Source organism: Acidobacteriota bacterium, assembly GCA_016715115.1.
Lineage (GTDB): Bacteria > Acidobacteriota > Blastocatellia > Pyrinomonadales > Pyrinomonadaceae > JAFDVJ01.
Map to the genome: position 1 here is coordinate 1,114,963 of JADKBM010000004.1, position 23,212 is coordinate 1,138,174.

Below are 23,212 nucleotides of genomic sequence, written 5' to 3' on the forward strand. Positions count from 1 at the left end.
TTGCGATTTGCGTGATTGCGGAATGCCGATTGGAGGTTGATCCTTTTACTCAGCAACTATCTTCTTAGGAGACCTATAATGACACGAACTTCTTTTTTTCGTTTGATGACGACGGCAGCGATCATCTGCTCGTTTTGGACCTTAACGCTCGCGCAGAGCAAGGCATTCGACACCAGCCGGATGGACACGTCCGTTGACGCGTGCGACGACTTTTTCGAGTACGCGAACGGTACCTGGTTGCGAAACACTCAGATACCGCCGGCATTTTCCCGTTGGGGAACGTTCAACATTCTTGCCGACAACAACCAGATCATCCTGCGCGAAATCCTTGAAAAGGCCGCAAAATCGAAATCGAAAAAGGGAAGCGACGAGCAGTTGATCGGCGACCTTTACGATTCGTGTATGGATGAAGCGGCGATCGAGGCCGCCGATGCAAAGCCGCTGGCAGCGCATTTCAAGAGAATCGAAAAGATCAAAACGGCCAAAGATCTCCAGGCCGCGATCGCCTCCTTTCATCAGATGGGCGTGCAGATGTTCTTCGGTTTCGGCGCCGGCGCGGACCTGAAGAACAGCAATATGAACATCGCGAACGCGAGCCAGGGCGGCTTGAGCTTGCCGAACCGCGACTTCTATGACAAAGATGACGCCAAGTCCAAAGAGACACGCGAGAAATTCGTCGCCTATATGACGAATATGTTCAAGCTTCTCGGTGACACGCCGGAAGCGGCGGCGGCCAATTCCAAGACGGTGATGGACGTTCAGATGCGCCTCGCGCTTGCGTCCAAACGCCCGGTCGAACTGCGAAATCCGGACGCGCGCTACAACAAGATCAAGCTGACCGACGCGGCCGCGATCACGCCGAATTTCTCGTGGGACGATTATCTGAAGGCGCGCGGCGTCGCGCCGATCACGGAACTCAACTTCGGCCAGCCCGATTTCTTTAAGGAAGTCAACAAAATGCTGACCGAAACGGCGCTCGCTGATCTTAAGACCTATATGCGTTTTATGGTCGTCAACGCCGCCGCGCCGCGACTTTCGAAGAAATTCGTCGACGAGAACTTCGACTTTTTCTCGCGCACGCTGCAGGGAACGAAAGAGCAGCAACCGCGTTGGAAGCGATGCGTCGGAACCGTCGACAACACGCTCGGCGAAGCGCTCGGGATGGCTTACGTTCGCGATAACTTCAAACCCGAAACAAAGAAACGCGCCGATGAATTGATCGATCAGCTTTTCATCGCGATGGGCGAGCGCATCAAACAGCTCGACTGGATGAGCGCCGAAACCAAGACCCAGGCAGCGAAGAAACTCGGCACATTCAAAAAGAAGATCGGTTATCCGGACAAGCTCCGCGGCTATGCCGGGCTGAAGATCAACCGCAAGTCTTTCTTCGGCAACGGCGCGCGCGCGGCTCAGTTCAACGTTCGTCGCAATCTGCAGGACGTCAATCAGCCCGTCGACCGCACGCGTTGGGGATTCACGACTCCGACGATCAACGCTTCGTACAGTCCGATCAACAACGAGATCACGTTTCCGGCCGGAATTCTTCAACCCCCGTTCTTTAATTTCAACGCCGACGATGCGATCAATTACGGCGGCATAGGCGGTGTCATCGGCCACGAGATCTCGCACGGTTTTGACGATTCGGGCAGCCGTTTTGATTCGGAAGGAAACTTGAAGATGTGGTGGACTGATGATGATCGCAAAAAGTTCGAAGAACGCGCCAACTGCGTCGTCGATCAATTCGGAAAGTATGAGATTCAACCGAACCTGTTTATCAACGGACGTCTGACGCTCGGCGAGAACATCGGCGACCTCGGCGGACTCGAGATCGCGTATACCGCGTTTCAGAATTCGCTGAAAGGCAAACCGCGTCCCGAGAAGATCGACGGATTTACGGCGGAGCAACGCTTTTTCCTTGGCTGGGCGCAGGTTTGGGCGACTAAATCGACGTCCGAATTCGAGCGCCAGCAGGTCTTGACAGACTCGCACTCGCACGCGCGCTATCGCGTCAACGGTCCGACTTCGAATATGACCGAATTTGCACAAGCCTTCGGCTGCCGCGAAGGCAAAAAGATGGTCCGCAAGAACATTTGCGAGATCTGGTAGTTGGAGTTCCGTTCGGAGTTCCGCTCGGAGTTCCGCCTTTAGGCGGCCTACGTTCGGAGTTCCGCCTTCAGGCGGCCCGGCGAAATGGGTATGCCGCCTGAAGGCGGAACTCCAAGCGCAGGCGAAACGAAAGTGCCCGAAACAAAATGCTAGAAATACTCCACAAACGAAATACGATCGCCCATCCGGGTTTCAATCGCTGGCTCGTTCCGCCGGCGGCTCTCAGCATTCATCTTTGCATCGGGATGGCCTACGGCTTTTCGGTCTTCTGGCTCCCGCTCACGAAGGCCCTGGGTGTGACGAAATCGATTCCTTGTCCGGCGGATATGTACTGGTTCGAAAAACTGTTCACGACCGTCTGCGACTGGGACAAGCCAGTACTCGGCTGGATGTACACGCTGTTCTTCGTTTTTCTCGGCTCAGGCGCGGCGGTGTTCGGCGGTTGGCTCGAGCGCGCAGGCCCGCGCAAGGCCGGCGTCATCTCGGCAATGTGCTGGTGCGGCGGACTGGTGATCTCGGCTGTCGGCGTTTATACGCACCAGTTATGGATGATGTGGCTCGGATCGGGCGTGATCGGGGGGATCGGTCTCGGTCTCGGCTATATTTCGCCGGTTTCGACGCTCATCAAGTGGTTCCCTGATCGGCGCGGGATGGCAACCGGAATGGCGATTATGGGTTTTGGAGGCGGGGCGATGATCGGCTCGCCTCTCGCGGACCAACTGATGAAGCGTTTCGCTTCCCCGACTTCGGTCGGCGTCTGGGAAACATTTCTCGTGCTGGCCGCCGTCTACTTCGTATTTATGATCATCGGCGCTATGTCCTACCGCGTTCCGCCGTCGGGCTGGAGACCGGCCGGATGGACGGAGCCGGCGAACAAAGATTCGAATGCGATGATCACGCGGCGCCACGTTCACGTGAAAAAGGCGTGGAGAACACCGCAGTTCCGGTTTCTCTGGGGTGTCCTTTGTCTCAACGTTTCGGCGGGAATCGGCGTCATTGGAATGGCGTCGCCGATGTTGCAGGAGATCTTCAGCGGACAATTGATCGGTGTTGATCTCAAGTTCGACCAGCTCAACGCAGAACAACTAGCCAAGGTCGCAGCGATCGCCGCCGGCTTTACGGGACTTTTGAGTCTTTTCAACATTGCCGGGCGTTTTCTTTGGGCCTCACTTTCGGACTTTCTCGGACGCAAAACTACATACTTTACCTTTTTCACGCTCGGATTTTTGCTCTATGCCGCCGCGCCTTCGGCGGGTCGTTCCGGAAGCGTCGCGTTGTTTGCAGGAATTTTTTGCATAATTTTGACAATGTACGGCGGCGGATTCGCGACGATTCCGGCGTATCTTGCGGACCTGTTCGGCACGCAGATGGTCGGCGCGATCCACGGCCGGTTGCTGACGGCGTGGTCTGTCGCGGGGGTTCTCGGGCCGGTACTCGTCAACTATCTTAACGATTGGCAGATCAAGTCCGGGGTCGAGAAGGCCGCCGCGTACGACACGACGATGTACGTTCTTTCAGGGCTTCTCGTCGTCGGTTTCATCTGCAACCTTCTGGTCCGTCCGGTCGCCGACAAATGGTTTATGACGGACGAAGAACTTGCCGCGGAACGCAAACTGGCCCACGATAAAGCCCACGCCGATGTGCTCGCGGAACACGCTGCGAAACCTTCCGACGCACAGGCGAAGGCGAGCAGTCCACTGCTTGTGTTCGGATTCTGGATCCTCGTCCTCGTTCCGATCGCTTGGGGAGTCTGGATGACGATCCTTCAAGCCCTGGCGTTGTTTTGAAATCGAATTCCAACGGGAGCGACTGTGCTTGACCCCGGATTGACGTCACTAACTAAACTAATTCCGATTCCCGGTTGGCTTTATGATGTGAATCTCCTGATCCAAGCGGCGAGAAAAGGGTCTTCAAATTTGAATTTGATCGAACCGCGCAATTCCTCTTGACGCAGGACGTCGCGCGACGTCAGCGATTCAAGTGATTTTCTCATCGACGACGCTGAGACACCCGATTCGCCGGTGACCTTCGCGGATTGAAGATTTTGCCCTTCATTTCGCGCAACTGCCGATAGAGCTCTTTTCTGAATTGCAGTTAACCCGTTCCAAACTTGCGTGTAAAACGGGTCATTCTGGCGAAGCAGCGTCTCGAGCGTGTCAGCAATAAGCGCTTCGGAGAGGAAAGCGGTTTCCGGAGATCCGATCCGGATTTCCAGAAGTCGATTCCACAAGGAATGCGCGATCATCTGAACGTTGTATGGCACATCCTCGGCAACATCGAGTATCTTTATTGCGAGACTAAGCTTCTCATCTTCTTTGCTCTTCGGGGAGAAAAAACCTCCGTATACAAATTTGTCCAAAAGGAATCGCGAAAACTCGGTCCTGGGCAACGGACCAACGAAAAGGGAACTTCCCAGACGATAGAATGGTCTGCTCGGATTCGTCGTCATCTCGGTAAGAAAGCTCGTTTTCGATCCGGCGAAAACATACGCGGTGAATTGATGAGTTTGAATCGCCGAGCGAATTTGTTTCTCGGCGAGAACACCTGCTTGATTCAAGATTTCCTGGAACTCGTCGATAATGAGGGCGACCTTTCGCTCCTTTTGTTCCGAAGCCAATTCCTCCAGTCCATTTAGCGCGTCGACAAGTTGCTCGACCCCGACGGAAGCCGCACTTGGGGTTGCGCCGAGTGATGCTTTCCATTCCGTTTGAGTGACCGAAAAGCTGAGTTCCGGACGCAGGGCCTTGAAATAGCGAGCTATATGTTCGCCGGTTTTTTCGATCCGTCCCTGCAATGCCTTGGCGGAATCCTCGACTATTTTCCTGACAAGTCCGTCGATTCCGGAAAACGCCTCGGCGTTATACCGAAGGACAATCGAATTTTCCCTTTCGGCGTGCTCAGCCGATGATTTGAGCAAAGACGTCTTGCCGAATCGCCGGGGACCGATTACAAACAACTTGCCACCCGTTTCGATAGTCCGACGGATCGCCGCCAATTCATCGATCCGATTCACCAATTCGTTCGCGCCCAGTTCTCGTCCGAATTCAAAAGGGTTCTGCATACCGGAATTCATTATAGCACTAAATAGTAAGACACTAAATGGTAAGATATTCTGCGGCGAATTCAGCTTCTCGGACCGGAGCTGCCGACGACCGTAGATGTCGTCCGGGCAAAGCGGCCGAAGCGCCTTCCGATTGTCTTCAACCGGAACGGGGCGGACGCGATGATCGGGGAACTCGAAGTCAGAACGCGGATCATTCGAAGTTGACTTTTGGTATGACTAACAGTATTACTTTGGTTATGAGTGTTGCAAAAGTTACAATTTCGATCGAATCGAACCTTCTGAAGAAAGTTGACCGCCTTGTCAAAGAGCGCGTTTTCTCAAATCGCAGCCAAGCCGTTCAAGCCGCAGTTGAAGAAAAACTTTCGCGCCTTGACAGTAATCGCCTTGCGCGTGAATGTGCCAAGCTCAACAAAACCGAAGAACAATCTTTAGCCGACTTGGGATTGGCTAGCGAGGCGGAAGAATGGCTCGAATATTAAGAGGCGACATTGTTTGGGCGAACCTTGACCCGACGCTCGGACACGAGCAATCCGGTTCGCGTCCCGTATTAGTTTTGAGCGAGAATGTTTTCAACGACCGTTCCGGAACGGTTATCGCCGTTGTTTTGACGAGCCAACAACCAAACGCGGGTTTTCCGCTGACTTTTGAACTTGCTGACCCGAAACTACCGAAAAAGTCGTGGGTGAAAATCAGTCAGATCCGGACGCTTTCGACGCAACGCTTGGGAAAGAAAATCGGCACCGCGTCGGATGAAGAATTGGATGCGATTCTCGAAGGGTTGAATGAAATCATCGGCGGTGCATAACGTATTAAGAATTCGTGTGGCGCGGTTAATCAAGGTAAGCTTCTCCGTTCTGTGGCTGATATGTCGTCCCCGCGCAACGGGGAGCACCTGTTCGAGTGGTTTTGGATTCTATTCGATCGAGGAATAGTAATGACTGAAGAAGAAAAACCAAATCTACCGGAAATTACCGGAAATCTTTTTTCTAATTTTCAAATCGCTTTGGCGACATTTATTGGTATGCCAATAGCTGGCTCTATCCTTCTCGCTCAAAATTACAGGAACTTAGGCAGGGCTGGTTCTGGGTGGCAAACTTTAATTTTGGGATTGGTTTCGACCATAGTTCTTTTCATCATTGCCTTTTTGTTGCCGGACGGGTTTCCGAATTTTATACTGCCGATGGCTTACACGATTGCTATGCGGCAACTTGTAGAGTATTTGCAGGGCGACGTAATTGCCAATCAAAAAGGTTCGTGGGCGGTAACGGTGGGCGTAGCGGTCGGCTGTTTAGTTTTGATTATGGCACTTGTTTTTGGTGCAATTGTTTTGTTCGTTCCCGAATAATTTTTGTATGGTAAGTTGTGTGTTGAAATAAACGGCGGCACAACAAATCAATGGACGTGAGGGTGAAACAGCGTCTTTCATTTAATGTAACCTGAAAAACCGTTGCTCCGTAGCCGTTTCGCCTCACGTCATCTCAAGTGGAAACCAAATGGTCAAACTTGCAATGGTTCCTCTGCTGTTCATAATTGCTTGCCTCTTTGCTGGCATCTACGGGGCAGTCCATGACGGCGGCCCGGTTACCGCCTTCGTTCGATACCTCGTGATTGTATAACGAATGATGAATCGAGAAATCACCGTTAGCTATTCCCGTGAATTGATAAGATTTGCCGTCTGGAAGTTTTGGACGCGCAACATTGGTTTAGGGAGCTTCCTCATATTTGCGGCTGTTTGCGTCGCTTTCATACTAGTGTTTTTGAGCGGTGACCGTTCGTGGTTTCTGGGCTTTTTAGGAGCGGCTATTGTTTTTAGTTTGGGCATCGCTTGCGCGAGCTATTTTATTTACTTACGCCGTTCGATGGAAAAATTTGATCGAATGGAAACGCCTACGGCTAAGTTTCGCTTTACTGACGAGCGGGTTGGAATAGAATCGAATATCGGTTCGACTGAACTGTCGTGGAAGATGATTGAGAAGATTTGGCAATATCCGTCGGTGTGGTTGGTGTTCATTGCAAAGCAAGGCTACATCACCTTACCGACTGCAAATCTTGACGACGAACTAAAACAGTTTATTACTGAACGAGTCCGTGAAAATAACGGCGGCAACTAACAAATCAATGAACGTGATGGCGAAACAACGACCCAGCCAATGAAAAAAGCGGAACGAGTCCAAACCCGTTCCGCTTTTTTTTCAATCAATCAACGACGCTTAAATGTCGTCGTCGTCCGCGAGATCGTCGCCGAGTTCGCCATCGAACGCGACTTCTTCGTCGGCGTCGAGTTCGAGTTCCTCGTCAAAGACCTCGATCTCGTCGACGTCATCAAAATCATCGACTTCGACTCCCGGGACGTCCATCGGCAACGGCAGATCCATCCCGCCGGTGACGACCGGAAATTCCTCGTCGTACTCGTCAACGACCTTCTGGTTCATCGTCGGATCATAATCGACCTTCACGTTGCGGTAGTATTTCATACCGGTTCCGGCCGGGATCAGACGTCCCATAATGACGTTCTCTTTCAATCCGCGCAGATAATCGATACGGCCCGAGATCGCGGCTTCGGTCAGCACGCGGGTCGTTTCCTGGAACGACGCCGCCGAGATGAACGAATCCGTCGAGAGCGAAGCCTTCGTGATTCCGAGCAGAAGCGGTTCGGCCACGGCGGCCGCTCCGTCTTCATCGCGAACGCGTCTATTCTCGTCTTCGTAACGGAAGCGATCGACCTGTTCCTCAAGTAGGAAATCGGTATCCCCGACTTCCTTGATCTTGACCCAGCGGAGCATCTGGCGAACGATCACCTCGATATGCTTGTCGTTGATGTTAACGCCCTGCAGACGATACACTTCCTGGATCTCGTTGACGAGATAGTTCTGCAACGCGTCCATTCCGAGAACCCGCAGGATATCGTGCGGGTTGAGCGGTCCGTCCATCAACGGTTCGCCGGCCTTCACGCGATCGCCTTCCTGCACGTTGATATGCGTACCGCGCGGGATGTCGTATTCGCGTTCCGTACCGTCGTCGCCGGTGATGATCAGCTTGCGCTTGCCCTTTGTGATCCCTCCGAATTTGACGGAACCGTGAATTTCCGACATAACCGCCGTTTCGCCCGGCCGACGAGCCTCGAACAGTTCGACGACGCGCGGCAAACCGCCGACGATGTCTTTCGTCTTGGTCGTTTCACGCGGGATCTTGGCGATAATGTCGCCGGCCTCGACTTGCTGACCGTCGCTGACGAGCAGGTTGGCGCGGATCGGCATCTGGTACGTTTTCAGAATCTTGTTGCCGTCACGGATTTCCATACGCGGCTGATTCTTTTCGTCCGAGTCCTTGACGACGAGCCGGATCTGGCCCGAGAACTTGTCGACCTCTTCCTCGACCGTCTTGCCTTCTTTCAGGTCGTGATATTTCACCGTACCCGAAACTTCGGTCAAAATCGCGAACGTAAACGGATCCCACGTCGCGAGAATGTCGTCTTCTTTGACCTTTTGACCGTCCTTGACCTGAACGTGCGCACCGTAAACGATCTGGTAGCGCGCGACTTCGCGGCTGCGGTCGTCAAGCAGAAGCAGATCGGACTGACGTCGGATCGAGATATTCTCGCCGGCGCGGTTCGTGATCGTCTTCATATCCTCGGAATACTTGACCGTTCCGTCCATCGCCGAGATATGCTTCGTCTCCTGTTCGAGACGCGCCGTACCGCCGACGTGGAAGGTTCTCATCGTCAGCTGCGTTCCCGGTTCGCCGATCGATTGCGCGGCGATAACACCGACCGCTTCGCCGATCTCGACCGTGCGTCCCATCGCGAGGTTGCGTCCGTAACATTTGACGCAGATTCCGCGGCGGGCTTCGCACGTCAGCGGCGATCGGATGCGGACCTTCTGAAGTCCGGAAAGCTGCACCTGACCGGCAAGATCTTCATCTATTTCCGCGTTGGCTTCGACGATCACCGTTCCGTCGACCGGATCGATAATGTCGTCGAGCGCGGTACATCCGACGATTCGGTCGCGAAGCGATTCGACGACCTCACCGTTGCGGACGATCGCTTCCGACCAGACGCCCTTGAGCGTTCCGCAATCCTGTTCGGCGACGATCACGTCCTGCGCGACGTCGACAAGCCGGCGGGTCAGATAACCCGAGTCGGCCGTCTTGAGCGCCGTATCGGCCAAACCTTTACGCGCGCCGTGCGTCGAGATGAAGTACTGCAAAACGTTCAGACCCTCGCGGAAATTCGCGACGATCGGCGTTTCGATGATCTCGCCCGACGGCTTGGCCATCAGACCGCGCATTCCGGCGAGCTGACGAATCTGAGCTTCCGAACCGCGAGCGCCGGAATCCGCCATCACGAGGATCGGATTCAGCTCGTTGCGGTTCTTTTCACGCTCGTTCATCGCCTTGAACATTTCCTTCGCAACCTGGTCGGTAACTTCGGACCAGATCGCGGTTACTTTGTTCTCGCGCTCCATATTGGTCATCGTCGCTTCTTCATACTGCTTCTGAAGCTTATCGACTTCCTTGCGTGCGTTTTCAATGATCTCGCCCTTGTTCGGCGGCGTCACCATATCGTCGATACCGATCGACATACCGGCTTTCGTCGCGTACAGGAATCCGAGCGTCTTCAGATCGTCGAGAAGTTCGACGGTCATATCGTGGCCGAGACGCAAGTGGCTGAAGTTGACGAGCGACTGCAGGCCTTTCTTCTTGAGTGTGCCGTTGATGAACGGCATACCTTCGCGACGCAGGCGATCGTTGAAGATCACGCGGCCGACGGTCGTATCGATGATGCGATCGACGTTGCGGATCGTTCCGCGCATCACATCCTGCGGGTTGTGTTCCTGCGTCAGATCGATCAGTTCGCCGCGGACGCGAAGTTTGATCTTCGTCTGTGTTTCGACGACCTTCGCGTCGAGCGCGAGCAGGACGTCTTCAACCGACGCGAAGATCTTGTTCTCGCCGCGCATACCGTCGCGGCCGAGCGTCAGATAGTATCCGCCGAGGACGATGTCCTGTGACGGAACCGTGATCGGTTGGCCCGACGCCGGCGACAGAAGGTTTTCCGACGCGAGCATCAGGACGCGCGCTTCGATCTGGGCTTCGGCCGAAAGCGGAATATGAACCGCCATCTGGTCGCCGTCGAAGTCGGCGTTGAAAGCCGTACAAACGAGCGGATGAATCTTGATCGCTTTGCCTTCGACGAGAACCGGCTCGAACGCCTGAATTCCAAGACGGTGGAGCGTCGGCGCGCGGTTGAGCAGCACCGGATGCTCGCGAATCACGTCTTCGAGAATGTCCCAGACGATCGGTTCCTGGCGTTCGACCATCTCGCGCGCCTGTTTGATGGTCGCGGCGTGTCCCTCCCGTTCAAGTTTGTTGTAGATGAACGGTTTGAACAGTTCGAGCGCCATCTTTTTCGGCAGACCGCACTGGTGGAGTTTGAGCTCCGGTCCGACGACGATCACCGAACGTCCCGAGTAGTCGACGCGTTTTCCGAGCAAGTTCTGACGGAAACGGCCCTGTTTACCCTTGAGCGTTCCCGAAAGCGATTTGAGCGGTCGGTTGTTCGCACCGCGCAGAACGCGTCCGCGGCGGCCGTTGTCGAACAACGCATCGACGGCTTCCTGGAGCATTCGTTTTTCGTTGCGGACGATAACTTCCGGCGCGCGCAGCTCGATAAGCTTCTTCAAACGGTTGTTGCGGTTGATTACGCGGCGGTAAAGATCGTTAAGATCCGACGTCGCGAACCGGCCGCCGTCGAGAGGCACCAACGGACGAAGTTCCGGAGGAATGACCGGGATCACGTCGAGGATCATCCATTCGGGTTTGTTGCCCGAACGAAGGAACGAATTCGCGACCTTCAAACGCTTCGAATACTTGAGCTTCTTCTGCTGCGACGTTTCCTCACGCATCTTGACGCGAAGTTCGGCCACCAGTTCCTCGACATTGACCGTTGCCAGTAGCTCCTTGATGGCTTCAGCGCCCATTTTTGCGACGAACTGATGCGGGTAATCGCGCGTCAGTTCACGGAATCGCTCGTCGGTCAGAAGTTCCTTTTCCTTGAGTCCCGGAACATCGCCTTCATCGACGACGATATAGGTTTCAAAGTAGAGGATCTTCTCAAGGTCGCGGAGCGTGATGTCGAGCAGATGGCCGATTCGCGACGGCAGGCCCTTGAAGAACCAGACGTGCGAACAGGGACTCGCAAGTTCGACGTGTCCGAGGCGCTCGCGCCGGACTTTCGACTGCGTGACCTCGACGCCGCACTTGTCGCAGATCACGCCGCGGTGCTTCATTCTCTTGTATTTTCCGCACAAGCACTCCCAGTCAGAGACCGGACCGAAGATGCGGGCGCAGAACAAACCGTCGCGCTCCGGTTTGAATGTGCGGTAATTGATCGTTTCCGGCTTGGTAACTTCACCGTGAGACCAAGACCGAATCTTTTCCGGCGATGCCAGCGAAATGCGGATCGCCTCAAAATTCGGGGTTAGCTGTGTTTTGTTATCCTGTTGAAATCTAAACATATTATTTGGATTTTGGATTTTGGATTTTAGATTTTGGATTTTGGAAGATCGATAAAATTCGACCAATCCAAAATCCAAAATCGGCAATCCGAAATCGCCTAGTCTGCTCCTACCAATTCACCGACACCTTCGAGAGCCGCGTCCGGATCGATCTCATCTTCGGTAATGAGTTCGACATCGAGACACAGCGATTGGAGTTCGCGTACGAGAACGTTGAACGATTCAGGAATTCCCGGCTGGAAGTCCGAATCGCCCTTGACGATCGTTTCGTAGATCTTCGACCGACCGGCAACGTCATCGGATTTGCAGGTCAGAAGTTCCTGCAGGATGTGCGCCGCGCCGTAAGCTTCGAGCGCCCACACTTCCATTTCACCGAAACGCTGTCCGCCGAACTGCGCCTTGCCACCGAGCGGTTGCTGGGTGATGAGCGAGTACGGTCCGATCGAACGCGCGTGGATCTTATCGTCGACCAAGTGCGAAAGTTTGAGCATATAGATGTAACCGACGGTCACTTTCTGCTCGAACTGTTCGCCCGTCATCCCGTCGTAAAGACGCGTTTTGCCTGACGGTCCGACCGACGGCGGGATGTTGAGTTCGTCGTAACGCTCGTTGGCTTTGCCGATGAACGTCTTGATCTCTTCTTCACTTGCTCCGTCGAAGACCGGCGTCGCGAAGTGCAGACCGAGAACGCGCGCGGCCCAACCGAGATGCGTTTCAAGAATCTGTCCGACGTTCATACGCGACGGCACGCCGAGCGGATTGAGAACGATCTCGACCGGCGTTCCGTCGGGAAGATAAGGCATATCCTCTTCCGGCAGAATGCGCGCGATCACGCCCTTGTTGCCGTGACGTCCGGCCATTTTGTCTCCGACCGAAAGCTTGCGCTTCATCGCGACGAAAACCTTGACCAGTTTGATAACTCCCGGCGGAAGTTCGTCACCCTGCTTGAGCTTGGTGATCTTTTCCTCGTAGATATCGCTCAGGATGTTGATCTGGCGCGAAGTGCGCTGTTCGTATTCCTTGATCTCCGCCGCGACGTCGATCGTTCCGGCTGAAACGTCCGCCTTTCGCAGATGGCGAAGTTCGACGCCCTGAAGTTTCTCCTTCGTCAGAGTTTCGCCCTTTTTGAGAAGGATCGTGTTGCCGTCCGAAACATCTTTCGTCAGCGTGCGTCCGTCAAAAAGTTCGTAGATTCGCGAATCACGCTGCTCGGTCAAGATGCGGATCTCGTCCTCAAGGTCGCGCCGCAGCGCGTCTTCCTGCATTCCCTCGATATCGCGTGAACGTTCGTCTTTCTCCTGGCCCTTGCGGGTGAAGACCTGAACGTCGACGACCGTACCGTCGATTCCCGGCGGGCACGTCAAACTTGCGTCCTTAACGTCGCCGGCTTTCTCGCCGAAGATCGCGCGGAGCAGTTTTTCTTCCGCGGTCAACTGAGTTTCGCCCTTCGGCGTCACCTTGCCGACGAGGATCGAGCCGGGCTTGACCTGCGCGCCGATTCGGATGATTCCCGATTCATCGAGATCGCGAAGCATATTCTCGCCGATGTTCGGGATATCGCGGGTGATCTCCTCGGGCCCGAGTTTCGTGTCGCGGGCTTCGATCTCGAGTTCCTCGATATGGATCGACGTGTAGTAGTCATCCTTCACGAGGCGTTCCGAAACGAGGATCGCGTCCTCGAAGTTGTAGCCGCGCCACGGCATGAACGAGACGAGCACGTTGCGTCCGAGAGCGAGCTCGCCCTTGTCGGTACACGGGCCGTCCGCGATCACCTGTCCTTTCATCACGCGTTCGCCGACCTGAACGATCGGTCGCTGATTGATACAGGTGTTCTGGTTCGACCGCTTGAATTTGACGAGACTGTAAATGTCAGCCGTTACCTCGCGCGAGATCGTGCCGTCGACGTTATGGTCGGCCTTGACGATGATGCGCTCGGAATCGACGTAATCGACCACTCCGTCACGTTTCGCGATGACGACCGCGCCCGAGTCGCGCGCGGCGACCTTCTCCATACCCGTCCCGACGTACGGCGCTTCCGCAAGCAGAAGCGGAACCGACTGACGCTGCATGTTCGAACCCATCAAGGCGCGGTTGGCATCATCGTTTTCGAGAAAAGGGATCAGGCTCGCGGCGACCGAAACGAGTTGTTTCGGCGAAACGTCCATATACTGAATGTCGGCGCGGTCGGCGGTGATGAATTCACCCTTTTGCCGCGCGGCATTGCGTTCGTTGACGAAATTGCCGTCTTCGTCGAGTTCGATGTTTGCCTGTCCGATGATCCATTTGTCTTCTTCCCACGCGGTCAGATAGAACGGGAACGGTTCGAACTCGGCCTGGCGTTGGTTCGCTTTGAGTTTCTTGTTGGCCGCTTCGACGTCCTCGAGCGGAACGTGCTGCTTCGGTTTGAACGCCGTGTCGCCGCCGTTATGGATCACGACATATTCGATAACCCGTCCGTTCTCGACCTTGCGGTACGGCGACTCGATGAACCCGAATTCGTTGATCCGCGCAAAGCACGAGAGAGACGAGATGAGTCCGATGTTCGGACCTTCAGGCGTCTCGATCGGACAGATGCGGCCATAGTGCGTCGGGTGAACGTCGCGGACTTCGAAACCGGCCCGCTCGCGCGACAGACCGCCCGGTCCGAGTGCGGACAAGCGGCGTTTGTGCGTGATTTCGGACAGCGGATTCGTTTGGTCCATAAACTGCGACAACTGCGACGATCCGAAAAATTCGCGGACCGCGGCCGTCACCGGCTTGGCATTGACCAGATCGCGCGGCATCGTCGTAAACATATCCTGTTGAATGGACATCTTTTCCTTGATCGCGCGTTCCATTCGCTCGAGACCGATGCGGAACTGATTCTCGAGCAGTTCGCCGACCGCGCGGACGCGGCGGTTACCGAGATGATCGATATCGTCCTGCCCAAAGTTGTCGCTGTCGCGCTTCATCTTCAACAGATACCGGACGACTTCGAGAAAATCTCCGGCTTCGAGAAGCGGATTGTCGATGTTGTCGCGTTCTGGCCGATTCATCTTGATGTTGAACTTCAGTCGGCCGACACGCGAAAGATCGAAGCGGCGGGCGTCGAAGAACATACCTTCAAGCAGGCGGTAAGCGGTCGGAACCGTCGGCGGATCGCCGGGGCGCATCTTGCGGTAAATTTCGAGCAGCGCGTCGACCGGTTTGTTGATCGTGTCCTTTTTCAGCGTCTGGGTGATGATTCCGCCGACGACGTCTTTTTCCGGAAAGAACACGTGGAACGAAGCGACGCCTTCTTCAACGATCTGCTGAAGTTTCGCCGGTGTGATCTCGCTGTTGGCTTCGGCGATTACCTCGCCGGTTTCAGTGTTGACGACATCCGAAAGCGCGAAGGCGCCTTCAAAATCGTGTTGTCCGACCTCAACCTGCTCGGTTCCGAGCTTGCGCAATTCGCGCAGCGCCATCTTGGTGATCTTTTTGCCGACGCGAACGACATCGTCGCCATCGGCCTTGATGTCCTCTTCGGACTTCATACCCTCGAGGTTTGTCGGACCTTCCGGCTTGACCTTGACGTAGAGCTTTCCTTTCTTTACCGACACTTCGTCGTTCGTGTAGAACATCCGAAGAATCTCGCCGTTTCCGAACTCCGAGTTCTTGATGACTTCTTCAAGTATGTTGTCCGAGATCGTCTTCATATCGATCTGCGGATTCAGCCACAGTCCAAGCGCGCGCAGAAAGATCGTCGCGAGGATCTTTCGCTTTCCGAGACGAGCGTAGAGAATTCCTTTCTGGTCGAATTCAAACTCGACCCACGAGCCGCGATAGGGAATTACCTTCGCGAGGAACGTGTCGCGTTCACCTTTGAAGAATACGCCCGGGCTGCGATGAAGCTGCGAGACGATGACGCGTTCCGTGCCGTTGATGATAAACGTTCCGTTGTCAGTCATCAGCGGAATCTCGCCGAAGAAAACCTCCTCTTCTTTGATATCGCGGATGGTCGAAACTCCGGTTTCGACGTCTTTATCGTAAACCGTCAAACGTATCTTAACCTTCAGCGGAACGCTGTAGCTCATTCCGCGTTCCTGACATTCCTGCTGATCGTGCTTGTGTTTCAGACCGACCGGTTCTCCGCAATTCGAGCAGAGGTTCGGGCGAACGGCGTTGAACGTTCCGCAGCTGTTGCAGAGCACTTCCGCGGGGTTGAACGGATCGACCTTGACCTTTGAACCGCAGCTTTTGCAGTTCGCACGAAGATGCTCGAGCCCTTCAAGGTTGCCGCATTTGCATTGCCAGTTGCCGATCTGATATTCGACATACTCAAGCGTGGCCGTCTGACGAAAGTCCGAAACCGGAAAGATGGACCTGAAGACCGACTGGAGCCCGACTGGTTCACGTTCTTCCGGGATAAGGTCCATCTGAAGAAAGCGATTGTAGGATTCACGCTGTACTTCGATCAGATTCGGAATCCGCGCCGACGTGTAGATCTTCGAAAAATCCACACGTTGCGGCGCCTGACTTGTGCGGCGTCCGAGACCGTTCGTGTTGTTTTGTAGCGGATTAGCAATCATATTTTTGTTAAATACTTGAAGAAAAATTACTGTTGATTTAATTGCCTTTTGTTGATAGGATTCTCACTAGCACGAGACTCCCCAAAACATTCCAAAAGAGACGGCAAATGCGGCCCTAGGCAAAGTATGCCCAGACCGCTTTTTAAGCAGTTAAGTGCTTTATCTTACGTTTCCGAGAGTGTCGAAAAAAGACACCAACTCTCCATGCGAGATATTATCTCGAATTGTAGCCAGAAACCCCGGTTTCGAGTTTCATCCGATTAAGGCAAGCGCAGAACCTTGCGGCTCGGCGCTTGCCCTCTAAGTCTAACAAGTAAACCCGTCAACTTCAAATTCGATCCTGAAACGGACTATTTGAGGCTGACAAACAAATTTACTTGATCTCAACAGTCGCGCCGGCTTCGGTGAGTTTGGCCTTGATTTCTTCGGCCTCATCCTTCGAAACGCCTTCTTTGATGGCCTTCGGAGCCGCATCGACGAGGTCCTTGGCTTCCTTAAGTCCAAGACCCGAAACAACTTCGCGGACAACCTTGATAACGTTGATCTTTGCAGCGCCGGGCGCGGTCAGAATAACATCAAACGTGTCCTTCTCGGCTTCGGCAGCAGCGCCGTCGCCTCCGGGAGCGGCCGCGACCATCATCGGAGCCGCAGCTGCAGCGGCCGAAACACCGAAAACTTCTTCAAGTTCCTTGACCAACTCCGACGCTTCAAGAAGCGTGATTCCTTTCAAATACTCAATAACATCATCTTTTGTAACTGCCATAACTTTATTATTTCCTCCACTTAGGGTTCTTGTTTTAGTTAATGATCAATTGCCGATCGTCGTTCGTTGGCAGTGCCTTCAGTAACGAGAGCACAATCAACGTTTGACCATTGGCGATTGACCGCGTCAGCCGGTAGAACCCACGGGACTCTTTATCGAAGGTTGCATCTCCTCGACGAAGTGTCCGACGCAACGCGACCTGACTATCGCGCCGCTCGCTTTCCTTGAGTACGGCCAAATTGATTTTGGATTTGCGATCTGTGATTTCGGATTTAATGACATCCGCATTCCCAAATCGCAATTCCCAAATGTGTCTAGGCTTGCTTTTGCTCTCCGATCTGCTTGATGACAACTGCCAGATCGCGCGGAACGGCATTGATGACCGTAACGATTCGCTGCGCCTGGGCGTTGATAACGTAAAGCAGTTTCGAGATAAGCTCTTCTTTCGAAGGCAAGCTGGCGATCGCTTCAACCTGACTGAGGTTGACGACCTTGCCATCGACGACGCCGGCCTTGAATGAAAAGAAGTCGGCGTTGTCCTTGATAAATTTCGAGACGGTTTTCGACAAAACGACCGGGTCGCTTTCCGTCCAAACGATGCCTGTCACGCCCTTGAAGTGCTCACTTGCCTCTTCGTACGGCGTGCCCTTGACGGCGAGCCGGGCGATCGTGTTCTTGACCACCTGGTACTTGGCGCCGACTTCACGAAGCTGATGCCGGAATTCCTGGTCTTTCGAGACGGTCAGCTTGTTGAAGCTGACGATCATCGCGGATTTCGAATTGCTCAACTCGGTCGTGAGGGCGTTCAAATCGATCTGTTTTTGCTCTCTGGTTTTCATTACTTTATTCCTCGCTCCTCACTATTAAACAAATGCCAACTCATCGAGCAGAACGCCCGGGCTCATTGTCGCCGCAAGATTGATCTTCTTGAGGTAACGGCCTTTCGCCGTGGTGGGTTTGGCCTTCATAACGGCGTTGATCAAAACTCTCGTGTTTTCCAAAAGCTTCTCCGCGTCAAAAGACACTTTACCGACGGGTGAATGGATGACGCCCGTTTTGTCGACGCGATATTCGACCTTACCCGCTTTCGTTTCTTCGATCGCGGTTTTGACGTCCATCGTCACCGTGCCTGTTTTGGGATTGGGCATTAGACCGCGGGGACCGAGCACTTTTCCGAGCGCACCGATTTTGCCCATCATATCGGGTGTGGCGATCAACGCGTCGAAGTCGAGCCAGCCGCCCTTGATGCGGTCGACGATATCCTCGCCGCCCGCAAAATCGGCACCTGCTTCTTCGGCTTCGCGGATCTTGTCGCCTTGCGCGACGACCACGACGACCTTTGCCTTACCGCCGAGTCCGTTCGGGAGAACAACCGTTCCGCGAACCATCTGGTCGGCCTTTCGCGGGTCGACACCGAGCCACATTGTCAGTTCGACCGTTTCGTCAAACTTGGCAAACGCGATTTCCTTCAGCTTTGCCAGTCCTTCTTCGAGCGTGTATTTCTTGTTCGGCTCGATCTTCTCAAGAGCCGATCTGTATTTCTTTCCTTTTTTTGCCATTGTTATCTGTGGTTCAAACGAAATGCCCTTAAATTTGCGCCGAGGCGCTAACATTTCTCCCACTCCAAAATCGGATTGTCGATCTCCGAATCACGATTCCTGATCGAATCAAAAACGAATCCACGATTCAACAACCAATCACTTTTTCAAATCGGGACGTAATCTACGTTTTGAGCAGCTCAAATCCGCATTCACGAATCCCTAGTCCAAAATCGTCAGTCCCATCGATTTCGCGGTGCCTTCGATCGTCCGCATCGCCGATTCGAGGTTCGACGTGTTGAGATCGGGCATCTTCTTCTTCGCGATCTCTTCGATCTGCGAACGCGAGATAGTGCCGTTCTTTTCACGATTCGGTTTACTTGATCCTTTCGGAATTCCTGACGCCTTTCTCAAAAGATCGGCCGCCGGCGGCGTCTTCGTTTCAAAACTGAACGAACGGTCGGCGTAAACGGTGATCACGACCGGGACTTTCATATCCGGATCGTCGTTTTGCGTCTTGGCGTTGAACGCCTTGCAAAACTCCATAATGTTGACGCCGTGCTGACCGAGAGCCGGTCCGATCGGCGGAGCCGGATTTGCTTTGCCCGCAGGAATCTGCAGCTTGATGTAGCCTGTAATTTTCTTTGCCATTTCTTTGATTTACGATTCCGGTAACTTGACCGGAAATGTCCTCATTTGGATTTTAGATTTGGGATTTTGGATTGGAGATCAACCGCAATCACAAATCATAAATATACTTATTCTTCTTCCGCGAACGTGACTTTTTCGACGTCCAGGAAGTTGAGTTCGACCGGTGTCGAACGTCCGAAGATCGTAACCGTGACCTTCAAAGTCGTTTTTTCTTCGTTGATGTCTTCAACCTTACCGGTGAAGCTCGCAAACGGTCCCGATTTGATGCGCACGACCTCGCCAACCTCGTAAGAGAATTTCGGCTTCGGCTTCTCGGTCGCAACCTCAATGTTATGCACGATCTGGTCGACTTCTTCCTGTGTCAGCGGCGTCGGAGTCTTGCCGCCAAGGAAGCCCGTCACTTTCGGGGTCGATTTGATCGCGTGAAAAACGTTGTCCGGAATTCTGCCGCGATCGTCGCATTCGATCTCGACCAGAACGTATCCCGGATAAAACATTCTCGAGGATTCGATGCGCTTGTTGCCGCGCATCTCAACTACCGTTTCTTTCGGAAGCAGTACTTCGGTTATCTGTTCGGCGAGCTCCATATCTCTGATACGTGCTCCGAGGCTTTCCAGAACCTTATTCTCGTGACCCGAATAGGTGTGGATGAAATACCACTGTTTCATTTCGTTATCCTTAAAATCCTGCGATCTTGTTTACCAGCCACGTCAGCCCGGTATCATGGGTCTTATCACCGAGGATATAGATCCACGCCCAGTCGACCAAAAACAGGTAGACGGCGAAGAAGATCACGTTTATGATGACGATGATCACCGTGTTTTTCACGTCTTCCGACGACGGAAAGCTGGTCTTGTCGAGTTCTCCGCGGGTTTTGCGGATAAACTCGCCGACGCCTTCCTTGTTATCGATGGTGTCAACAGCTTCAGACACTTTCTTATCTCCTAAAAAATTGTATGGCAGGGGTACCAGGACTCGAACCCGGACCTAAGGTTTTGGAGACCTCCATGCTAACCATTGACACCATACCCCTAAGACGATTTTGGATTTTGGATTTTTGATTCTGGATTGCCTAAGTCCGAAAGGATTAACAAGAACCCTTATGTAAAGGCCAATCCAAATTCTAGATCCAAAATCCGTCTATTTGTTTTCTCGGTGCACAGTATGGCAACGGCAACGGCGGCAGAACTTCTTGAACTCCAGGCGTCCCGGCGTGTTCTTCTTGTTCTTGGTCGTCACGTAATTGCGTTCTTTGCATTCCGTGCACTGCAAAATTATGTTATCTCTCGGCATAAAACCTACCCACCAAAAATTCCACCATTCCAAATTCCAGATTCCGAAAGTTCTGATCACAGACCTGGAATCTGGAATCTTGGAATTTGGAATTCTAACTATTCAACAATATCGGAAACCGTTCCGGCTCCGACCGTGCGGCCGCCTTCGCGGATGGCGAACCGAAGCCCCTTTTCCATCGCGATCGGCGCGATCAGCTCGATCTCCATCGCAATGTTGTCGCCCGGCATCACCATTTCGACTCCCGTCGGCAAATGCGCGACGCCCGTGACGTCCGTGGTGCGGAAGTAGAACTGTGGCCGGTAGCCCGTAAAGAACGGGGTGTGGCGTCCGCCTTCTTCCTTCGTCAAAACATACGCTTCCGCCTTGAACTTCGTGTGCGGCTTGATCGATCCCGGCTTCGCGATGACCTGTCCGCGCTCGATCTCCTTGCGCTCGACACCGCGGAGCAGCAACCCGACGTTGTCTCCCGCGCGGCCCTCGTCGAGAAGCTTCTTGAACATCTCGACTCCCGTGCAGACCGAATTGCGCGTGTCCTTGATGCCGACGATCTCCACCGGCTCGTTGACCTTGATGATCCCGCGCTCGATTCGTCCCGTCGCCACCGTGCCGCGGCCCTGGATCGTGAAAATGTCTTCCACCGGCATCAGGAACGGCTTGTCCGTGTCGCGCTCCGGCGTCGGAATGTAGTCGTCCACCGCCTGCATCAGCTCGTCGATCGTCGGCTCCCACTTCGGATCGCCTTCGAGCGCCTTGAGCGCCGATCCCTTGATCACCGGAATGTCGTCGCCCGGAAACTCGTAGCTCGAAAGCAACTCGCGCACTTCCAGCTCGACCAACTCCAGCAACTCCTCGTCGTCGACCATGTCCACCTTGTTCATAAAGACGACCATCGCCGGAACTCCGACCTGACGGCCGAGCAGGATGTGCTCGCGCGTCTGCGGCATCGGCCCGTCCGTCGCCGCGACCACCAGGATCGCCCCGTCCATCTGCGCCGCGCCCGTGATCATGTTCTTCACATAGTCGGCGTGTCCCGGACAGTCAACGTGCGCGTAGTGACGGTTCGCCGTCTCATACTCGACGTGCGAGGTCGCGATCGTGATCCCGCGCGCCTTCTCTTCCGGTGCGTTGTCGATCGAATCGAACGAGCGAAACGTCATCTTCGGATTATGCTTGCTCATCACCTTCGTGATCGCCGCCGTCAGCGTCGTCTTACCGTGGTCAACGTGTCCGATCGTTCCGATGTTCACGTGCGGCTTGCTTCTGTCAAATTTCTCTTTACTCATGTTTTATCCGTCTTCTCCAATATGGCCAGTTTTCGTTAACAGAAATAAATCAATGGAGCCCAAGACGAGATTTGAACTCGTGACCTTTTCCTTACCAAGGAAACGCTCTACCCCTGAGCTACTCGGGCTTTCGGACTTTCAAAAAAATGGAGCGGGAGACGAGGCTCGAACTCGCGACCCTCAGCTTGGAAGGCTGATGCTCTACCAACTGAGCTACTCCCGCCTGTGAATTTTAGATTGGTGATTTTGGATTTTGGATTGAGAGAGTTATTCAACCAATCCAAAATCAGAAATCTAAAATCCAAAATCGATCTGGTGCAAGGGGTAGGATTCGAACCTACGTACGACTTTCGCCGGCCGGGTTTACAGCCCGGTGCCATTAACCACTCGACCACCCTTGCCTGTTATCTTCGGTTGCTAATGCCAGCTTTTGGAGGCAGTTAGCAAAAGTGACATATTATCGAAAGAAATCAGAACTTGCAAGTCTTCGGCTAGTCTTTTTTGTCAGGGTTTGGAGACGAGGTCGCGCGCGGGTGGAACTTCTCGTATGTTCTGCGGAGTTGCTGGTCGGTGATGTGGGTGTAGATCTGGGTCGTTGAAATGTCGGCGTGACCAAGCATTTGCTGGACCGATCTGATGTCAGCCGAGTTTTGGACGAGGTGCGTGGCGAACGAATGCCGCAGCGTGTGCGGAGAAATGTCGTCACGCCCGATCTTTTCGCCGCATTCCTTTACAAGTCTGAAAACGTCCTGTCGCGTGACCGGTTTTCCGTGGACCGAGACGAACAGATTCAGGTTCTCAATATCCTCTTTTTTGCGCCGAAAAACGAGATATCTTCGCAGCCATTCGACGGCGACCTTTCCGATCGGGACCTTGCGCGTCTTGCTGCCCTTTCCTTTGCACGTGAGAATGCCCTGATCGAGTTCGACGTCCGCAATTTGAAGCGAGCATAGCTCCGACACGCGCAGGCCGCAGGCATACATCGTCTCGAGGATCGTCCGGTCGCGAAGTCCAATCTCGCCCGAAACATCGGGAATCGCGAGAAGTTCCTCGATCTCTTGCTTGTTCAGGAAGTTCGGAAGGTAGGCGGTCGTGCGCTGCGCTTCAATATCCTCGGCCGGATTCTTCTCGATATGACGGTCGAACTGCAGGAACTTGTAAAATCCGCGGATGGCGCTGATGATGCGATTGACCGATGTCGGAGACAGCTTCTCGCTCGAAAGATCGATCAGAAACTCGCGGAGATCGCGGCGCGTGATCTTCGTCAAATCATATTCGAGTCGATCCGCCCATCGTTCGAGTTTTCTCAGGTCCCGTTCGTAACTCTCGACCGAGTTCTTCGCGAGGCCTTTTTCGACCCGCAAATAGAGCAAATACTCGCCCAACAGATCGCGTTTTCGTGAAGTTGTTTCGGTCATACAATGCGAACGCTCGACTCACCCGCTC

General features: G+C 53.9%; 18 protein-coding genes and 4 tRNA genes. 6 read left to right on the top strand and 16 right to left on the bottom strand.

Features of this window, described 5'->3' with window-relative positions; translation table 11 throughout:
• The first annotated feature begins 78 nt into the window (after positions 1-78).
• Together IPN69_07145 and IPN69_07150 are read left to right on the top strand one after the other, a co-directional pair.
• Positions 79-2,106, top strand: a complete 2,028-nt coding sequence (locus tag IPN69_07145) for a M13 family metallopeptidase (GenBank protein MBK8810499.1) — start codon at positions 79-81, stop codon at positions 2,104-2,106.
• A gap of 146 nt (positions 2,107-2,252) precedes the next feature.
• Positions 2,253-3,893, top strand: coding sequence for an OFA family MFS transporter (locus IPN69_07150; protein ID MBK8810500.1), 1,641 nt, complete (start codon positions 2,253-2,255; stop codon positions 3,891-3,893).
• An 80-nt stretch (positions 3,894-3,973) separates the two neighbouring features.
• Here IPN69_07150 and IPN69_07155 read toward each other — a convergent pair whose 3' ends face one another.
• Complete coding sequence (locus tag IPN69_07155) at positions 3,974-5,167, bottom strand: ATP-binding protein (protein MBK8810501.1); 1,194 nt, start codon at positions 5,165-5,167, stop codon at positions 3,974-3,976.
• Positions 5,168-5,406: 239 nt separating this feature from the next.
• Here IPN69_07155 and IPN69_07160 point away from each other — a divergent pair, with 239 nt between their 5' ends.
• The 4 genes from IPN69_07160 (at position 5,407) to IPN69_07175 (ending at position 7,281) form a co-directional block, all read left to right on the top strand.
• On the top strand, positions 5,407-5,649 hold the full coding sequence (locus IPN69_07160) for a ribbon-helix-helix protein, CopG family (GenBank protein ID MBK8810502.1): 243 nt from the start codon (positions 5,407-5,409) through the stop codon (positions 5,647-5,649).
• Positions 5,634-5,975, top strand: coding sequence for a type II toxin-antitoxin system PemK/MazF family toxin (locus tag IPN69_07165; protein ID MBK8810503.1), 342 nt, complete (start codon positions 5,634-5,636; stop codon positions 5,973-5,975). Before IPN69_07160 ends, IPN69_07165 begins: the two co-directional genes overlap by 16 nt.
• Before the next feature lie 129 nt (positions 5,976-6,104).
• Positions 6,105-6,515: a hypothetical protein gene (locus IPN69_07170; GenBank protein ID MBK8810504.1), complete on the top strand. Its 411-nt coding sequence runs from the start codon at positions 6,105-6,107 to the stop codon at positions 6,513-6,515.
• 277 nt (positions 6,516-6,792) lie between these two features.
• On the top strand, positions 6,793-7,281 hold the full coding sequence (locus tag IPN69_07175; GenBank protein MBK8810505.1) for a YcxB family protein: 489 nt from the start codon (positions 6,793-6,795) through the stop codon (positions 7,279-7,281).
• Between the two features lie 99 nt (positions 7,282-7,380).
• On the opposite strand, the gene rpoC is transcribed toward IPN69_07175, so the two are convergent.
• From rpoC to xerD, 15 genes are all read right to left on the bottom strand, one after another.
• Positions 7,381-11,685, bottom strand: a complete 4,305-nt coding sequence (rpoC, locus tag IPN69_07180; protein MBK8810506.1) for a DNA-directed RNA polymerase subunit beta' — start codon at positions 11,683-11,685, stop codon at positions 7,381-7,383.
• A gap of 98 nt (positions 11,686-11,783) precedes the next feature.
• The gene (gene rpoB, locus IPN69_07185) at positions 11,784-16,235 is read right to left on the bottom strand and encodes a DNA-directed RNA polymerase subunit beta (GenBank protein MBK8810507.1); all 4,452 of its coding nucleotides are present in this window, start codon (positions 16,233-16,235) and stop codon (positions 11,784-11,786) included.
• A gap of 373 nt (positions 16,236-16,608) precedes the next feature.
• Positions 16,609-16,998, bottom strand: a complete 390-nt coding sequence (gene rplL, locus IPN69_07190; protein ID MBK8810508.1) for a 50S ribosomal protein L7/L12 — start codon at positions 16,996-16,998, stop codon at positions 16,609-16,611.
• Between the two features lie 314 nt (positions 16,999-17,312).
• Entirely contained in the window at positions 17,313-17,837 is a 525-nt protein-coding gene (locus IPN69_07195) for a 50S ribosomal protein L10 (GenBank protein MBK8810509.1), read from the bottom strand.
• Between the two features lie 24 nt (positions 17,838-17,861).
• Positions 17,862-18,557 carry a 50S ribosomal protein L1 gene (locus tag IPN69_07200; GenBank protein ID MBK8810510.1) on the bottom strand — a complete coding sequence of 232 codons (696 nt, stop codon included), beginning with the start codon at positions 18,555-18,557 and terminating at the stop codon, positions 17,862-17,864.
• A gap of 201 nt (positions 18,558-18,758) precedes the next feature.
• Positions 18,759-19,187 carry a 50S ribosomal protein L11 gene (rplK, locus tag IPN69_07205; protein ID MBK8810511.1) on the bottom strand — a complete coding sequence of 143 codons (429 nt, stop codon included), beginning with the start codon at positions 19,185-19,187 and terminating at the stop codon, positions 18,759-18,761.
• A gap of 107 nt (positions 19,188-19,294) precedes the next feature.
• Positions 19,295-19,855 (bottom strand): transcription termination/antitermination protein NusG, encoded by a 561-nt coding sequence (gene nusG / locus IPN69_07210; protein ID MBK8810512.1) that lies wholly within the window; start codon positions 19,853-19,855, stop codon positions 19,295-19,297.
• A 10-nt stretch (positions 19,856-19,865) separates the two neighbouring features.
• A complete protein-coding gene (secE, locus tag IPN69_07215) occupies positions 19,866-20,120 on the bottom strand; it encodes a preprotein translocase subunit SecE (GenBank protein MBK8810513.1) in 255 nt (84 codons plus the stop codon).
• Positions 20,121-20,144: 24 nt separating this feature from the next.
• Positions 20,145-20,220 (bottom strand) — tRNA-Trp (locus IPN69_07220).
• A 107-nt stretch (positions 20,221-20,327) separates the two neighbouring features.
• Positions 20,328-20,480 carry a 50S ribosomal protein L33 gene (rpmG, locus tag IPN69_07225; protein ID MBK8810514.1) on the bottom strand — a complete coding sequence of 51 codons (153 nt, stop codon included), beginning with the start codon at positions 20,478-20,480 and terminating at the stop codon, positions 20,328-20,330.
• Between the two features lie 98 nt (positions 20,481-20,578).
• Complete coding sequence (gene tuf, locus IPN69_07230) at positions 20,579-21,766, bottom strand: elongation factor Tu (protein ID MBK8810515.1); 1,188 nt, start codon at positions 21,764-21,766, stop codon at positions 20,579-20,581.
• A gap of 53 nt (positions 21,767-21,819) precedes the next feature.
• Positions 21,820-21,894: transfer RNA gene (locus tag IPN69_07235), tRNA-Thr, on the bottom strand.
• Between the two features lie 19 nt (positions 21,895-21,913).
• Positions 21,914-21,989: transfer RNA gene (locus tag IPN69_07240), tRNA-Gly, on the bottom strand.
• Between the two features lie 90 nt (positions 21,990-22,079).
• Positions 22,080-22,167: transfer RNA gene (locus IPN69_07245), tRNA-Tyr, on the bottom strand.
• A gap of 90 nt (positions 22,168-22,257) precedes the next feature.
• Positions 22,258-23,184 carry a site-specific tyrosine recombinase XerD gene (gene xerD / locus IPN69_07250; protein MBK8810516.1) on the bottom strand — a complete coding sequence of 309 codons (927 nt, stop codon included), beginning with the start codon at positions 23,182-23,184 and terminating at the stop codon, positions 22,258-22,260.
• Between the last annotated feature and the right edge of the window lie 28 nt (positions 23,185-23,212).

Bases quoted from the DNA above. Each gene is read 5' to 3' on its own strand.
- IPN69_07165 (MBK8810503.1), top strand. From the start codon at position 5,634: ATGGCTCGAATATTAAGAGGCGACATTGTTTGGGCGAACCTTGACCCG.
- IPN69_07170 (MBK8810504.1), top strand. From the start codon at position 6,105: ATGACTGAAGAAGAAAAACCAAATCTACCGGAAATTACCGGAAATCTT.
- IPN69_07200 (MBK8810510.1), bottom strand. From the start codon at position 18,557: ATGGCAAAAAAAGGAAAGAAATACAGATCGGCTCTTGAGAAGATCGAG.
- IPN69_07150 (MBK8810500.1), top strand. From the start codon at position 2,253: ATGCTAGAAATACTCCACAAACGAAATACGATCGCCCATCCGGGTTTC.
- tuf (MBK8810515.1), bottom strand. From the start codon at position 21,766: ATGAGTAAAGAGAAATTTGACAGAAGCAAGCCGCACGTGAACATCGGA.
- IPN69_07175 (MBK8810505.1), top strand. From the start codon at position 6,793: ATGAATCGAGAAATCACCGTTAGCTATTCCCGTGAATTGATAAGATTT.
- IPN69_07160 (MBK8810502.1), top strand. From the start codon at position 5,407: ATGAGTGTTGCAAAAGTTACAATTTCGATCGAATCGAACCTTCTGAAG.
- rpmG (MBK8810514.1), bottom strand. From the start codon at position 20,480: ATGCCGAGAGATAACATAATTTTGCAGTGCACGGAATGCAAAGAACGC.
- IPN69_07145 (MBK8810499.1), top strand. From the start codon at position 79: ATGACACGAACTTCTTTTTTTCGTTTGATGACGACGGCAGCGATCATC.
- rplL (MBK8810508.1), bottom strand. From the start codon at position 16,998: ATGGCAGTTACAAAAGATGATGTTATTGAGTATTTGAAAGGAATCACG.
- rpoC (MBK8810506.1), bottom strand. From the start codon at position 11,685: ATGTTTAGATTTCAACAGGATAACAAAACACAGCTAACCCCGAATTTT.
- IPN69_07195 (MBK8810509.1), bottom strand. From the start codon at position 17,837: ATGAAAACCAGAGAGCAAAAACAGATCGATTTGAACGCCCTCACGACC.
- rplK (MBK8810511.1), bottom strand. From the start codon at position 19,187: ATGGCAAAGAAAATTACAGGCTACATCAAGCTGCAGATTCCTGCGGGC.
- IPN69_07155 (MBK8810501.1), bottom strand. From the start codon at position 5,167: ATGCAGAACCCTTTTGAATTCGGACGAGAACTGGGCGCGAACGAATTG.
- xerD (MBK8810516.1), bottom strand. From the start codon at position 23,184: ATGACCGAAACAACTTCACGAAAACGCGATCTGTTGGGCGAGTATTTG.
- rpoB (MBK8810507.1), bottom strand. From the start codon at position 16,235: ATGATTGCTAATCCGCTACAAAACAACACGAACGGTCTCGGACGCCGC.
- nusG (MBK8810512.1), bottom strand. From the start codon at position 19,855: ATGAAACAGTGGTATTTCATCCACACCTATTCGGGTCACGAGAATAAG.